The organism is Streptomyces griseicoloratus (assembly GCF_014534645.1).
Taxonomy (GTDB): Bacteria; Actinomycetota; Actinomycetes; order Streptomycetales; family Streptomycetaceae; genus Streptomyces; species Streptomyces griseicoloratus.
Genome location: NZ_JACVQF010000181.1, coordinates 116,962 through 131,431, shown reverse-complemented (window position 1 = coordinate 131,431; position 14,470 = coordinate 116,962). Strand labels below are relative to the sequence as shown.

The window sequence follows — 14,470 nt, the reverse complement described above, 5'->3', positions numbered from 1 at the left end:
GATTTAGGGTTTTGGGCGTGGAGCCCGACCTGTTCACCGCCGCAGCCGAAGAACGCCAGGAGAAGGACCCGACCGGCAGCCCCCTGGCGGTCCGGATGCGCCCGCGCACCCTCGACGAGGTGGTGGGCCAGCAGCACCTGCTCAAGCCCGGCTCGCCCCTGCGACGACTGGTCGGCGAGGGCGCCTCCGGCCCCGCCGGTCCCTCCTCGGTGATCCTCTGGGGCCCGCCCGGCACCGGCAAGACGACCCTGGCGTACGTCGTCTCCAAGGCCACCAACAAGCGCTTCGTCGAGCTTTCGGCGATCACCGCCGGCGTCAAGGAGGTCCGTGCGGTCATCGACGGCGCCCGCCGCGCCGTCGGGGGGTACGGCAAGGAGACCGTCCTCTTCCTCGACGAGATCCACCGCTTCAGCAAGGCCCAGCAGGACTCCCTGCTCCCGGCCGTCGAGAACCGCTGGGTCACCCTGATCGCCGCGACGACCGAGAACCCGTACTTCTCGGTGATCTCGCCCCTGCTCTCCCGCTCCCTCCTGCTCACCCTCGAACCCCTCACCGACGACGACGTCCGCGGCCTGCTCCGCCGCGCCCTGACCGACGACCGCGGACTGGGCGGCGCCGTCACCCTCCCCGAGGACACCGAGGAGCACCTGCTGCGCATCGCCGGCGGCGACGCCCGCCGCGCCCTCACGGCCCTGGAGGCCGCCGCCGGAGCGGCACTCGACAAGGGCGAGAGCGAGATCGCCCTGACCACGCTGGAGGAGACGGTCGACCGCGCCGCGGTGAAGTACGACCGCGACGGCGACCAGCACTACGACGTCGCCAGCGCCCTGATCAAGTCCATCCGAGGCTCCGACGTCGACGCGGCCCTGCACTACCTGGCCCGGATGATCGAGGCCGGCGAGGACCCCCGCTTCATCGCCCGCCGCCTGATGATCTCCGCCAGCGAGGACATCGGCCTCGCCGACCCCACCGCCCTGCCGACGGCCGTCGCCGCCGCCCAGGCCGTCGCCATGATCGGCTTCCCGGAGGCCGCCCTCACCCTCAGCCACGCCACCATCGCCCTCGCCCTCGCGCCCAAGTCCAACGCGGCGACGACCGCCATAGGCGCCGCCCTGGAGGACGTACGCAAGGGACTGGCCGGACCGGTCCCGCCCCACCTGCGCGACAGCCACTACAAGGGCGCGGGCAAGCTCGGTCACGGCCAGGGGTACGTCTACCCGCACGACCTGCCCGAGGGCATCGCCGCCCAGCAGTACGCCCCGGACGCCCTGAAGGACCGCGAGTACTACACCCCGACCCGGCACGGCGCCGAGGCACGGTACGCGGACGCGGTGGAATGGACCCGTAAGCACCTCGGCCGCAAGCGGTCCTGAGCAGCCTGTAGGATGGCCAGAAGTGCCGAGTCCCGTGCAGTCAGAACGGGACGGCCGGCCGGAACCCCCAGCGGGTTCCAGGAGCGTCGCGCACCGTCGATCGGTGTCGCGGGCAGCCCACCACCACCCGGAGCCCCGGGAGCGGTCGGTGGGCCACTCGCGTGCTGCACGTATGTGCCCAGACCAGGGGAGCGGCTGCCCGCCCCGTCCGTACGGACGAGGAGGGATTCCCCGGCTGCGGATGCGACCTCCCTCAACCCTGACAAGCCGGAAAACTAGGAAAGAGACACAGACAGTGGCGAATCAGTCCCGCCCCAAGGTCAAGAAGTCGCGTGCCCTCGGCATCGCGCTGACCCCGAAGGCCGTCAAGTACTTCGAGGCCCGCCCCTACCCGCCGGGTGAGCACGGCCGCGGCCGCAAGCAGAACTCGGACTACAAGGTCCGTCTGCTGGAGAAGCAGCGCCTGCGCGCTCAGTACGACATCTCCGAGCGCCAGCTGGTCCGCGCCTACGAGCGCGCGTCCAAGGTGCAGGGCAAGACCGGCGAGGCCCTGATCGTGGAGCTGGAGAAGCGCCTCGACGCGCTCGTCCTGCGCTCGGGCATCGCCCGCACGATCTACCAGGCCCGCCAGATGGTCGTCCACGGCCACATCCAGGTCAACGGCAAGAAGGTCGACAAGCCGTCCTTCGTCGTCCGCCCCGACGACGTGGTCCAGGTCCGCGACCGCTCCAAGGAGAAGACGCTCTTCACGATCGCCCGTGAGGGTGGCTTCGCCCCCGACGGCGAGACCCCGCGTTACCTCCAGGTGAACCTCAAGGCCCTGGCGTTCCGCCTGGACCGCGAGCCGAACCGCAAGGAGATCCCGGTGATCTGCGACGAGCAGCTCGTCGTCGAGTACTACGCCCGCTGATCCAGCCGGACGCAGTACCAGCGGTACCTCAGCCCGCCGTCTCCCCGCCCCTTCGAGTGGGCGAGGCGGCGGGCTTCGCCGTGCGTGCGGACGCCGCACGCCGGCCCGCCTGCCGGGGCACCGGCAGCGACACCGGTGCCCCGGGACGCCGCAGCGCCCGCGACACCGCCTCCCCGCGGTCGAGCCGCGCCCCGTGGCCCGCGCACTGCTCGTACCGCTCGTCGCCCAGCCGCTCACGGGCCGTCGCCTCGCACAGCTCGTGCGGCGCGTTGTAGTGCGCCGAGCCGAACAGCGGCAGGCCCACGGACGGCCACATCCGGCCCGCCGCGCCCTGCAGCACCGCCGCCTCCTCCGCGTCGTCCTCGGCCACCGTCACCAGGGCCAGCAGCTCCACCGCCAGCACCGTGCCCAGCAGGTCCCGGAAACCGTGGGCACTGTCCAGGCAGTCGGTCAGCAACCGCCGGGCACCCGCCGTGTCGCCGTCGCTCCAGGCCGCGTAGGCCAGCACATACAGCGCGTAGGCCCGGACCCATCGCTCGCCGTGGTCCTCGCACACCCGGCGCACGTCCTCGCACAACCGCACCGCGTCCGGCAGATCGCCCTGGAACGCCCGGGTCATCGCCAGTTCCACCTGGCCCATCAGCACGTTGCTGTTGAGCTCCCCGATCTCCCGGTAGCGCCGCAGCGCCGAGCGCAGCAGCGCCTCCGCGCGCGGCATGTCGTCCGAGACCAGCGCCAGACAGCCGGTGCGGTGCTCGGCGTACGCCACCGCCGTGGCGTTCCGGGACCGCTCGGCCTGCTCCCGGCACTCCTGGAGCATCGCCAGCGCGGGCACCGTGTCGCCCTGGAGGATCGCCACGTAGGCGAGCACCCACAGCGCCTTCAGCCGTGACCGGTCGCCCGCCGTCCGCTCGGCGTCCAGCCCGACCGCCTGCTCCAGCCAGCGCCGCCCCTCCGACAGCCGCCCGCAGCCGACCCAGTGGAACCACAGCGAGCCCGCCAGGTACTGGCCCAGGTGCACCTCCTCCGGCTCGGCCAGGCAGTACTCCAGGGCGCCGCGCAGATTCGGCAGCTCCACGTCCACCCGGGCGGCCACCTCACGCTGGCGCGGCGAGAACCACTCCAGCTCGCACCAGGTCGCCAGCCCCAGGTACCAGTCGCGGTGCCGGCGCCGCAGCCGTGCCGCGTCGCCGGTCGCCGCCAGCCAGTCGGCGCCGTACGCCCGGACCGTGTCCAGCATCCGGTAGCGCACCCCGGCCGGGGTGTCCTCCCGGGTCAGCAACGACTGCGCCAGCAGGGCGGACAGCACGTCGAGCACGTCGCCGGCGGGCAGCCCGTTCCCGCTGCACACGTACTCGGCGGCCTCCAGGTCGAACCGGCCGGCGAACACCGACAGCCGGGCCCACAGCAGACGCTCCCGCGGCGTGCACAGCTCGTGGCTCCAGCCGATCGCCGTGCGCAGCGTCCGGTGCCGGGGCGGCGCGGACCGGTGCCCGCCCGTCAGCAGCCGGAACCGGTCGTCGAGCCGTTCCAGCACCTGCCCCGGTGACAGCACCTCCAGTCGCCCGGCGGCCAGCTCGATCGCCAGCGGCACGCCGTCGAGGCGCCGGCACAGCTCCCGCGCCACCCCGTCGCCTCCGCACGCCCTGTTGCGCTGCGCCGCCCGGACCGTCAGCAGCTCCACCGCCTCGTCCTCGCCGAGCGGCGCCAGCGGGAACAGCCGCTCGCCTGACACGCCCAGGGGCCGGCGGCCGACGGCCAGCACCCGCAGCCCCGGTGCGCGGCCCAGCAGATCGGTCACCAGCGCGGCGCAGGCGTCCACCAGGTGCTCGACCCCGTCGAGGACCAGCAGCAGCTCCCGCTCGGCGAGATGCATGAGCAGCGTCTCGCGCGGCAGCCGGGTCGTGTGGTCGGTCAGACCCAGCGCCTCCACCACCGCGTAGTCGACGAACCCCGGATCGCGCACCGGAGCCAGCTCCGCCCGCCACACCCCGTCCCGGGGCGCGGACCGTGCGGCCGCCCGTGCCGCCAGACGCGACTTGCCGACCCCGCCGGTCCCCGTGACGGTCACCAGGCGTGAGTCCTCCAGTGCGCGGCCCAGCCCGGCGAGTTCCGCCGTGCGCCCCACGAAGGCGTCGAGTTCCAGGGGGAGGTTGCCGTGCGGGGACGCGCCGTCGGGCCGTTGAACTCGCATGGGACACGGAGCGTACTGAACCGTGTTCGTTCCGTACAATCCGTGCCCGCAACTCCACCGGGCGCGGACGGTAATCCGGTACGGAGCCCCACGCCCGGCGCGATAGGCTCGGTGCACGACTTTCTCGATGTTCAGGCACGTTTTCAGGGAGCGGGTGCACACAGTGTCCGGTGGAGAGGTTGCCGGGATCCTGGTGGCCGTCTTCTGGGCGATCCTGGTCTCCTTCCTCGCCGTCGCACTGGCGAGGCTGGCCCAGACGCTCAGGGCGACCACCAAGCTCGTGGCGGACGTGACCGACCAGGCCGTCCCGCTGCTGGCCGACGCCTCCACGGCGGTGCGCTCCGCCCAGACCCAGATCGACCGGGTGGACGCGATCGCCTCCGACGTCCAGGAGGTCACGTCGAACGCCTCCGCGCTGTCGACCACCGTGGCCTCCACGTTCGGCGGCCCCCTGGTCAAGGTCGCGGCCTTCGGCTACGGCGTGCGCCGGGCGCTCGGCGCCCGCAAGGAGGACGTGCCGGCCAGGGAGCCGAGGCGTACCGTGATCGTGGGCCGGACGATTCCGGCCGCACGGCGGACGAAGCGGAAGAAGGACTGACCCAGGGATGTTCCGCCGTACGTTCTGGTTCACCACCGGCGTCGCCGCCGGAGTGTGGGCCACCACCAAGGTCAACCGGAAGCTGAAGCAGCTCACCCCCGAGAACCTCGCCGTCACGGCGACGAACAAGGCGATCGAGGCGGGCGGCCGGCTCAAGGACCGGGCGGTGGGCTTCGCCCTCGACGTCCGCGACAACATGGCCCAGCGGGAGGCCGAACTGGGCGACGCGCTCGGGCTGAACGCCCCCGTCCCCGACCACGAACTGCCCGCACCCCGGCGCCACGCCGCCATCGAGAACCGCAACGACCCGATGTACGTCGACAGGACGACGTACTCGTACAACCGGAATGAGGACCACTGATGGAGTCGGCCGAGATCCGCCGCCGCTGGTTGAGCTTCTTCGAGGAGCGCGGGCACACCGTCGTCCCTTCGGCGTCGCTCATCGCGGACGACCCGACTCTGCTGCTGGTCAACGCGGGCATGGTGCCCTTCAAGCCGTACTTCCTCGGCGAGGTCAAGCCCAAGTTCTCCCGCGCCACCAGCGTGCAGAAGTGCGTCCGTACGCCGGACATCGAGGAGGTCGGCAAGACCACCCGGCACGGCACGTTCTTCCAGATGTGCGGCAACTTCTCCTTCGGCGACTACTTCAAGGAAGGCGCCTGCAAGCTCGCCTGGGAGCTGCTGACCAGCCCTCAGGACAAGGGCGGCTACGGCCTCGACCCCGAGCGCCTGTGGATCACCGTCTACCAGGACGACGACGAGGCCGAGCAGATCTGGCGCGAGGTCGTCGGCGTCCCCGCCGAGCGCATCCAGCGCCTGGGCAAGAAGGACAACTTCTGGTCCATGGGCGTCCCCGGCCCCTGCGGCCCGTGCTCCGAGATCAACTACGACCGCGGCCCCGAGTTCGGCGTCGAGGGCGGCCCGGCCGTCAACGACGAGCGGTACGTGGAGATCTGGAACCTGGTCTTCATGCAGTACGAGCGCGGCGAGGGCACCGGCAAGGAGGACTTCGAGATCCTCGGTGACCTGCCCGCCAAGAACATCGACACGGGCCTCGGCCTGGAGCGGCTCGCCATGATTCTGCAGGGCGTGCAGAACATGTACGAGATCGACACCTCCATGGCCGTCATCAAGAAGGCCACCGAGCTGACCGGTGTGGCCTACGGCGACGCCCACGCCTCGGACGTCTCCCTGCGCGTGGTCACCGACCACATCCGCACCGCCGTGATGCTCATCGGCGACGGCGTCACCCCCGGCAACGAGGGCCGCGGCTACGTGCTGCGCCGCATCATGCGCCGCGCCATCCGCAACATGCGTCTGCTCGGCGCCACCGGTCCGGTCGTCAAGGACCTGATCGACGTCGTGATCCACATGATGGGGCAGCAGTACCCCGAGCTGGTCACCGACCGCGAGCGCATCGAGAAGGTCGCCCTCGCCGAGGAGAACGCCTTCCTCAAGACGCTGAAGGCCGGCACCAACATCCTCGACACCGCCGTGGCCGACACCAAGGCCGCCGGCGGTACCGTCCTGCCCGGCGACAAGGCCTTCCTGCTCCACGACACCTGGGGCTTCCCGATCGACCTCACCCTGGAGATGGCCGCCGAGCAGGGGCTGTCCGTGGACGAGGACGGCTTCCGGCGCCTGATGAAGGAGCAGCGGGAGCGCGCCAAGGCCGACGCCCAGGCCAAGAAGACCGGCCACGCCGACCTCGGCGCCTACCGGGAGATCGCCGACCGGGCCGGTGCCACCGACTTCATCGGCTACACCGACACCGAGGGCGAGTCCACCGTCGTCGGCATCCTCGTCGACGGCGTCTCCTCGCCGGCCGCCACCGAGGGCGACGAGGTCGAGGTCGTCCTCGACCGCACCCCGTTCTACGCCGAGGGCGGCGGCCAGATCGGCGACACCGGCCGGATCAAGATCGACACCGGTGCCGTCATCGAGGTCCGCGACTGCCAGAAGCCGGTCCCCGGTGTGTACGTCCACAAGGGCGTCGTCCAGGTCGGCGAGGTCACCGTCGGCGCCAAGGCCCACGCCTCGATCGACGCCAAGCGCCGCACGGCCATCGCCCGCGCCCACTCGGCCACCCACCTCACCCACCAGGCCCTGCGCGACGCCCTCGGCCCGACGGCCGCCCAGGCCGGTTCCGAGAACCAGCCCGGCCGCTTCCGCTTCGACTTCGGCTCGCCGTCCGCCGTCCCGACGGCCGTGATGACCGACGTCGAGCAGAAGATCAACGAGGTGCTCGCCCGCGACCTGGACGTCCAGGCCGAGGTCATGGGCATCGACGAGGCCAAGAAGCAGGGTGCCATCGCCGAGTTCGGCGAGAAGTACGGCGACCGCGTGCGCGTCGTGACCATCGGCGACTTCTCCAAGGAGCTGTGCGGCGGCACCCACGTGCACAACACCGCCCAGCTGGGCCTCGTGAAGCTGCTGGGCGAGTCGTCCATCGGCTCCGGTGTGCGCCGCATCGAGGCCCTGGTCGGCGTGGACGCCTACAACTTCCTCGCCCGTGAGCACACGGTGGTCAACCAGCTCACCGAGCTGCTCAAGGGCCGCTCCGAGGAGCTGCCGGAGAAGGTCGCCGGCATGCTCGCCAAGCTGAAGGACGCCGAGAAGGAGATCGAGAAGTTCCGCGCCGAGAAGGTGCTCCAGGCCGCCGCCGGCCTCGCCGAGTCCGCCAAGGACGTGCGCGGCGTCGCCCTGGTGACCGGCCAGGTCCCGGACGGCACCACCGCCGACGACCTGCGCAAGCTGGTCCTCGACGTGCGCGGGCGCATCCAGGGCGGCCGGGCCGCGGTCGTGGCCCTGTTCACCACGGTCAACGGCAAGCCGCTGACGGTGATCGCCACCAACGACGCCGCCCGCGACCGCGGCCTCAAGGCCGGTGACCTGGTCCGCACGGCCGCCAAGACCCTCGGCGGCGGCGGTGGCGGCAAGCCGGACGTCGCCCAGGGCGGCGGCCAGAACCCGGCCGCCATCGGCGAGGCCGTCGAGGCCGTCGAGCGGCTCGTGGCGGAAACGGCCAAGTGAGCGGCACGGAGAACGGACAGGCGGGCGGCCCGGTCATGCGCCGCGGCCGCCGTCTGGCGATCGACGTCGGGGACGCCCGCATCGGGGTCGCCTCCTGCGACCCCGACGGGATCCTCGCCACCCCGGTCGAGACCGTCCCCGGCCGCGACCTTCCGGCGGCTCACCGCCGTCTGCGGCAGCTGGTCGAGGAGTACGAGCCCATCGAGGTCGTCGTCGGCCTCCCTCGCTCCCTCAAGGGGGGCGAGGGCCCGGCCGCGGCCAAGGCCCGCGGCTTCGCCCAGGAACTGGCCAAGGGCATCGCGCCCGTCGCCGTGCGGCTGGTCGACGAGCGGATGACGACCGTGACGGCCGCCCAGGGACTGCGCGCCTCGGGCGTGAAGTCCAAGAAGGGCAGGTCGGTCATCGACCAGGCAGCCGCTGTGATCATCCTCCAGCAGGCGCTGGAATCCGAACGGGTGTCAGGCAAAGCACCCGGCGAGGGCGTCGAAGTGGTCATCTGATCGCGATACGGTAACGTTCCGCGCGATGCGGCGGCATTCGAACAGCCGCCGCACAGCAAGAGGCGGAACGGAAGCCGGTCCTTCCGGCCGCGCGTTCCGCCGCCTCGCGGCTCTAGGGGATCGATGACTGAGTATGGCCGGGGCCAAGGCTCCGAACCGTGGCATCCGGAGGACCCGTTGTACGGGGACGGCGGATGGGGCGGACAGCAGGCCCATGCGGGTCAGCAGTCCCCCTACGGCGGCCGGCCGCAGCACTATCCGGAGCAGCCGCAGCAACCGCAGCAACCGCAGCAGTCGCACTACGGCGACTGGAGCGATGGCGGACAGTCCGCGTACGGTCAGGCGCAGCAGCAGTACGGGCAGTACGGCGGGCACCAGGAGCAGCCGTACGACCAGCAGCAGTACGCGGCCCAGGCACAGCACCAGCAGCAGCCGTACGACGGCGACGACGGCTGGGGCGGCGGCGCGCAGCCGCACGTCCAGTACCCCGCCGACCCGTCCGACCCCTACGGGCAGCAGAGCGCCGGCTACGGCGCGGAGCGGCCCGACTTCTACGGCACCCCGGAGGCGTACCCTCCGCCGGAGCCGCCGGGGCGCCGGCGCACCGAACCCGAACCGCAGCGTCAGGACTGGGACCCCGGCCCCGACGAGGGAGAACACGCCTTCTTCGCGGGCGGGAACGCCGACGACCGGGACGACGACGCCGATGACGGCGACGGTGCCGGCCGAGGGCGCGGCGAGCGCAGGGGCCGGGGCGGCAAGCCCCGGAAACGCCGTAACGGGTGCGCCTGTCTCGTGGTCTGCCTGGTGCTCGGCGGCGGTGTGGCAGGAGTCGGATATTTCGGCTACCAGTTTTACCAGGATCGTTTCGGCGCCGCCCCGGACTACGCGGGCGACGGAAACGGCGAGCAGGTCACCGTCACCATCCCGAAGGGCGCGGGCGGCTGGACCATCGGCCAGGAGCTCAAGAAGAAGGGCGTGGTCAAGAGCGTCGACGCCTTCGTCGCGGCCCAGCAGAGCAACCCGCGGGGCAAGTCCATCCAGGACGGCGTGTACACGCTGCAGAAGGAGATGTCGGCCGAGAGCGCCGTCGAGCTGCTGCTGAGCCCGGAGAGCCGCAGCAACCTGATCATCGCCGAGGGCAAGCGCAACGCCGACATCTACCAGCTCATCGACAAACGCCTGGAAGTCGACAAGGGCACCACTGCAAAGGTGGCCGAGACCAAGTGGAAGAGCCTCGGCCTGCCCGACTGGGCGACGAACCACGAGAACGTCAAGGACCCCCTGGAGGGCTTCCTCTACCCTTCCAGCTACTCGGCTGCCAAGGGCCAGAAGCCCGAGGACGTGCTGAAGCAGATGGTGGCGCGGGCGACCGAGAAGTACGAGGAACTCGGCCTCGAGAAGAAGGCGGAGAGCCTTGGCCTCGAAGGGCCCTGGCAACTGCTCACCGTGGCCAGCCTCGTCCAGGCCGAGGGCACCAGCCACGACGACTTCCGGAAGATGGCCGAGGTCGTCTACAACCGCCTCGAGCCGGGCAACGAGCAGACCAACGGGATGCTGGAGTTCGACTCCACGTACAACTACATCAAGAACCAGAGCAAGCTCGACCTGTCCCTCAGCGAGCTGCGCAACTACGACAACCCGTACAACACCTACTACACCAAGGGCCTGCCGCCCGGCCCGATCAGCAACCCCGGTGAGGAGGCCCTGAAGGGCGCCCTCGACCCGACCGACGGCGGCTGGTACTACTTCATCTCGCTCGACGGCAGGACGAGCGAGTTCACCAAGACCAACGAGGACCATCAGAAGTTGGTCGACAAGTGGAACGCCTCGAGGAACAACTGATGTCCGCACCCCGCCGGGCGGCCGTGCTCGGCTCCCCGATCGCCCACTCCCTCTCCCCGGTGCTGCACCGCGCCGCGTACGCGGAGCTGGGCCTGGAGGGCTGGACGTACGACCGTTTCGATGTCGACGAGGCGGCGCTGCCCGGCTTCTTCGAGAAGCTGGGGCCCGAGTGGGCCGGGCTGTCGCTGACCATGCCGCTCAAGCGGGCCGTGATCCCGCTGCTCGACGAGATCAGCGACACGGCGGCCTCCGTGGACGCCGTGAACACCGTCGTCTTCACCGAGGACGGCCGCAGGACCGGCGACAACACCGACATCCCCGGCATGGTCGCCGCCCTGCGCGAGCACGGCATCGACAAGGTCGACACGGCGGCCGTCCTCGGCGCCGGTGCCACCGCCTCCTCCGCGCTGGCCGCGCTGGCCCGGATCTGCACCGGCGAGGTCGCCGTCTACGTGCGCAGCGAGGCCCGCGCCGCCGAGATGCGGGAGTGGGCCGAGCGGCTGGACGTCGCGGTGCGGATCGCCGACTGGGCCGACGCCGAGGAGGCGCTGCGCGCCCCGCTGGTCATCGCCACCACCCCCGCCGGCACCACCGACGCACTGGCCTCCGCCGTGCCGGAGACGCCCGCGACCCTCTTCGACGTGCTGTACGACCCCTGGCCGACCGCGCTCGCCGCCCGCTGGTCGGCGTACGGCGGCGCCGTCGTCAGCGGCCTCGACCTGCTGGTGCACCAGGCGGTGCTCCAGGTGGAGCAGATGACCGGCCGCACCCCGGCCCCGCTCGCCGCCATGCGCAAGGCGGGCGAGCGCGCCCTCGCGGACCGCTAGCGTCCGTCCGGTCCCGCAGGGGGTACGGCTCCCGCAGGGGGTACGGCAAGGAACGCCCACCCGCGTGCCCCGCGCGGCGGCCCCGCCCCACCCCCTCCGGTCCGCCAGATGGACCGGCGGCCGGGTCCCCTTGCCGGACGTGGGAGGATCGGAGGTGGCGGACCGGGGCCCGCGCACCCGGTCGCGCCGTCGTCGTACGCGAGCCGACGCGTACGGAGGGCATACCGGGGCGCGAGCACTGAGGAGCACCGTTGAGCAGGTTGCGCTGGCTGACCGCGGGGGAATCCCATGGTCCCGCACTCGTCGCGACGCTGGAGGGTCTGCCCGCCGGCGTGCCGATCACCACGGACATGGTGGCGGACCATCTGGCGAGGCGGCGGCTGGGCTATGGGCGCGGTGCGCGGATGAAGTTCGAGCGGGACGAGGTCACCTTCCTCGGCGGCGTCCGGCACGGCCTCACCCTCGGCTCCCCGGTCGCGATCATGGTCGGGAACACCGAGTGGCCGAAGTGGGAGCAGGTCATGGCGGCCGACCCGGTCGACCCGGAGGTGCTGGCGGGGCTCGCCCGCAACGCCCCGCTGACCCGTCCGCGGCCCGGTCACGCCGACCTGGCCGGCATGCAGAAGTACGGCTTCGACGAGGCCCGTCCGATTCTGGAGCGCGCCTCCGCCAGGGAGACCGCGGCCCGGGTCGCGCTCGGCGCGGTCGCCCGGTCGTACCTGAAGGAGACGGCCGGCATCGAGATCGTCTCGCACGTCGTCGAGCTGGCCTCGGCGAAGGCTCCGCAGGGCGTGTACCCCACCCCGGCGGATGTCGAGAGGCTGGACGCGGACCCGGTGCGCTGCCTGGACGCGGACGCGTCGAAGGCGATGGTCGCGGAGATCGACCAGGCCCACAAGGACGGCGACACCCTCGGTGGCGTGGTCGAGATCCTGGCGTACGGCGTGCCGGTCGGCCTCGGCTCGCACGTCCACTGGGACCGCAAGCTGGACGCCCGCCTCGCCGGTGCCCTGATGGGCATCCAGGCGATCAAGGGCGTGGAGATCGGCGACGGCTTCGAGCTGGCCCGGGTGCCCGGCTCCAAGGCGCACGACGAGATCGTGAACACGCCGGAGGGCATCAAGCGCGTCTCCGGCCGCTCCGGCGGCACCGAGGGCGGTCTCACCACGGGTGAGCTGCTGCGGGTGCGGGCCGCGATGAAGCCGATCGCGACCGTGCCGCGCGCCCTGAAGACCGTGGACGTGACCACCGGCGAGGCGGCTCAGGCCCACCACCAGCGCTCCGACGTCTCCGCCGTGCCGGCCGCCGGCATCGTCGCCGAGGCCATGGTGGCCCTCGTCCTCGCGGACGCGGTCGCGGAGAAGTTCGGCGGCGACTCGGTGACCGAGACCCGCCGCAACGTCCGGTCGTACCTCGACAACCTGGCCATCCGGTGAGCACCGTGCCTCTTGTGGTGCTGGTCGGGCCGATGGGCGTCGGCAAGTCCACGGTCGGGCGGCTGCTGGCGGAGCGGCTCGGCGTCGGTTACCGGGACACCGACGACGACATCGTCGCCGAGCAGGGCCGCACCATCGCGGAGATCTTCGTCGACGAGGGCGAGCCGGCCTTCCGCGCGCTGGAGAAGCAGGCCGTCGGGCGGGCGCTCGCCGAGCACGACGGCGTTCTCGCGCTCGGCGGCGGCGCGATCCTGGACGCGGACACCCGCGCCCTGCTCGCCGGTCGCCCCGTCGTCTACCTGTCGATGGACGTCGAGGAGGCGGTGAAGCGCACCGGCCTCAACGCCGCCCGCCCGCTGCTGGCGGTGAACCCGCGCAAGCAGTGGCGCGAGCTGATGGAGGCCCGCCGCCACCTCTACGAGGAGGTCGCCACCGTCGTCGTCGCCACCGACGGGCGTACGCCCGAAGAAGTCACCCAAGCCGCCCTGGACGCACTGGAGTTGAAGACGGTAATTCCCGGGGGACAACCCCCGGACCCCCGGCAGAAGGACGCTGTGGTGAACGAAGTGACAAGGATCCAGGTCGGCGGCACCGCGGGGTCCGAGCCCTACGAGGTCCTGGTGGGCCGTCAGCTCCTCGGCGAACTCGCCGGGCTGATCGGCCCGAAGGCCAAGCGGGTCGCGGTGATCCACCCCGAGGCGCTCGCCGAGACCGGTGACGCGCTGCGCGCCGACCTCGCCGAGCAGGGCTACGAGGCCATCGCCATCCAGGTGCCCAACGCCGAGGAGGCCAAGACCGCCGAGGTCGCCGCCTACTGCTGGAAGGCGCTCGGCCAGTCCGGCTTCACCCGCACCGACGTCATCGTCGGCGTGGGCGGCGGTGCCACCACCGACCTGGCCGGGTTCGTGGCCGCCACCTGGCTGCGCGGGGTGCGCTGGATCGCCATCCCGACCACCGTGCTGGCCATGGTCGACGCGGCCGTCGGCGGCAAGACCGGCATCAACACCGCCGAGGGCAAGAACCTCGTCGGCGCCTTCCACCCGCCCGCCGGCGTCCTGTGCGACCTCGCCGCCCTGGACTCCCTCCCGGTCAACGACTACGTCTCGGGCCTCGCCGAGGTCATCAAGGCCGGCTTCATCGCCGACCCGGTGATCCTGGACCTGATCGAGTCCGACCCCCAGGCCGCGCGCACCCCGGCCGGGCCGCACACCGCCGAGCTGATCGTGCGCTCGATCAAGGTCAAGGCGGAGGTCGTCTCCTCGGACCTGAAGGAAGCGGGCCTGCGGGAGATCCTCAACTACGGCCACACCCTCGGTCACGCCATCGAGAAGAACGAGCGCTACAAGTGGCGCCACGGCGCCGCGGTCGCGGTCGGCATGCACTTCGCCGCCGAACTGGGCCGCCTCGCGGGCCGTCTGGACGACGCCACCGCCGACCGCCACCGCACCATCCTGGAAGCGGTCGGGCTGCCGCTGCACTACCGCTACGACCAGTGGCCCAAGCTGCTGGAGACCATGAAGGTCGACAAGAAGTCCCGCGGCGACCTGCTGCGCTTCATCGTCCTCGACGGCCTGGCCAAGCCGACCGTCCTGGAGGGACCCGACCCGGCCGTCCTCCTCGCCGCCTACGGGGAAGTGGGCGAGTAGTACCCCGGCGCACCTTCCGCCCGATTCGCCTTGCGGGGCGGGCACTTCGGACCGCCCCCGGCCGTTTCACCAAACGACGGCCGGGGGCGGTACCGTTCGGTAGCAAGC

11 protein-coding genes and 1 pseudogene are annotated in these 14,470 nt (G+C 71.8%); 11 read left to right on the top strand and 1 reads right to left on the bottom strand.

The annotated features are described in order from the left end of the window. The first annotated feature begins 17 nt into the window (after positions 1 to 17). Positions 18 to 1,373: a replication-associated recombination protein A gene (locus tag H0H10_RS10320; RefSeq protein WP_188180566.1), complete on the top strand. Its 1,356-nt coding sequence runs from the start codon at positions 18 to 20 to the stop codon at positions 1,371 to 1,373. Between the two features lie 295 nt (positions 1,374 to 1,668). Further along, on the top strand, positions 1,669 to 2,283 hold the full coding sequence (gene rpsD, locus H0H10_RS10315; protein ID WP_029383113.1) for a 30S ribosomal protein S4: 615 nt from the start codon (positions 1,669 to 1,671) through the stop codon (positions 2,281 to 2,283). Positions 2,284 to 2,311: 28 nt separating this feature from the next. Here rpsD and H0H10_RS10310 read toward each other — a convergent pair whose 3' ends face one another. Continuing rightward, positions 2,312 to 4,477 (bottom strand): ATP-binding protein, encoded by a 2,166-nt coding sequence (locus H0H10_RS10310; protein ID WP_188180565.1) that lies wholly within the window; start codon positions 4,475 to 4,477, stop codon positions 2,312 to 2,314. A gap of 154 nt (positions 4,478 to 4,631) precedes the next feature. On the opposite strand from H0H10_RS10310, the gene H0H10_RS10305 reads away from it, so the two are divergent. The 9 genes and pseudogenes from H0H10_RS10305 (at position 4,632) to aroB (ending at position 14,362) form a co-directional block, all read left to right on the top strand. Next, the gene (locus tag H0H10_RS10305) at positions 4,632 to 5,075 is read left to right on the top strand and encodes a DUF948 domain-containing protein (protein WP_188180564.1); all 444 of its coding nucleotides are present in this window, start codon (positions 4,632 to 4,634) and stop codon (positions 5,073 to 5,075) included. Between the two features lie 7 nt (positions 5,076 to 5,082). Continuing rightward, positions 5,083 to 5,436 carry a hypothetical protein gene (locus H0H10_RS10300; RefSeq protein ID WP_188180563.1) on the top strand — a complete coding sequence of 118 codons (354 nt, stop codon included), beginning with the start codon at positions 5,083 to 5,085 and terminating at the stop codon, positions 5,434 to 5,436. Beyond that, complete coding sequence (alaS, locus tag H0H10_RS10295) at positions 5,436 to 8,108, top strand: alanine--tRNA ligase (protein WP_188180562.1); 2,673 nt, start codon at positions 5,436 to 5,438, stop codon at positions 8,106 to 8,108. The genes H0H10_RS10300 and alaS overlap by 1 nt, the downstream gene beginning before the upstream one ends. A 35-nt stretch (positions 8,109 to 8,143) precedes the next feature. Further along, complete coding sequence (gene ruvX, locus H0H10_RS10290; protein WP_223179680.1) at positions 8,144 to 8,608, top strand: Holliday junction resolvase RuvX; 465 nt, start codon at positions 8,144 to 8,146, stop codon at positions 8,606 to 8,608. Positions 8,609 to 8,731: 123 nt separating this feature from the next. Then, the gene (gene mltG / locus H0H10_RS10285) at positions 8,732 to 10,453 is read left to right on the top strand and encodes an endolytic transglycosylase MltG (RefSeq protein ID WP_188180560.1); all 1,722 of its coding nucleotides are present in this window, start codon (positions 8,732 to 8,734) and stop codon (positions 10,451 to 10,453) included. After that, on the top strand, positions 10,453 to 11,280 hold the full coding sequence (locus H0H10_RS10280) for a shikimate dehydrogenase (RefSeq protein WP_188180559.1): 828 nt from the start codon (positions 10,453 to 10,455) through the stop codon (positions 11,278 to 11,280). Before mltG ends, H0H10_RS10280 begins: the two co-directional genes overlap by 1 nt. A gap of 251 nt (positions 11,281 to 11,531) precedes the next feature. Beyond that, complete coding sequence (gene aroC / locus H0H10_RS10275; RefSeq protein WP_188180558.1) at positions 11,532 to 12,716, top strand: chorismate synthase; 1,185 nt, start codon at positions 11,532 to 11,534, stop codon at positions 12,714 to 12,716. A 32-nt stretch (positions 12,717 to 12,748) separates the two neighbouring features. Continuing rightward, positions 12,749 to 13,153: pseudogene (locus H0H10_RS39790) on the top strand (shikimate kinase); the annotation flags it as partial. A 117-nt stretch (positions 13,154 to 13,270) separates the two neighbouring features. Continuing rightward, complete coding sequence (gene aroB / locus H0H10_RS10270) at positions 13,271 to 14,362, top strand: 3-dehydroquinate synthase (protein ID WP_309141771.1); 1,092 nt, start codon at positions 13,271 to 13,273, stop codon at positions 14,360 to 14,362. The last annotated feature ends 108 nt before the right edge of the window (positions 14,363 to 14,470 follow it).

Coding starts and splice junctions, on each gene's coding strand:
- H0H10_RS10280 (WP_188180559.1), top strand. CDS start 10,453: ATGTCCGCACCCCGCCGGGCGGCCGTGCTCGGCTCCCCGATCGCCCAC.
- ruvX (WP_223179680.1), top strand. CDS start 8,144: ATGCGCCGCGGCCGCCGTCTGGCGATCGACGTCGGGGACGCCCGCATC.
- H0H10_RS10300 (WP_188180563.1), top strand. CDS start 5,083: ATGTTCCGCCGTACGTTCTGGTTCACCACCGGCGTCGCCGCCGGAGTG.
- alaS (WP_188180562.1), top strand. CDS start 5,436: ATGGAGTCGGCCGAGATCCGCCGCCGCTGGTTGAGCTTCTTCGAGGAG.
- mltG (WP_188180560.1), top strand. CDS start 8,732: ATGACTGAGTATGGCCGGGGCCAAGGCTCCGAACCGTGGCATCCGGAG.
- H0H10_RS10310 (WP_188180565.1), bottom strand. CDS start 4,477: ATGCGAGTTCAACGGCCCGACGGCGCGTCCCCGCACGGCAACCTCCCC.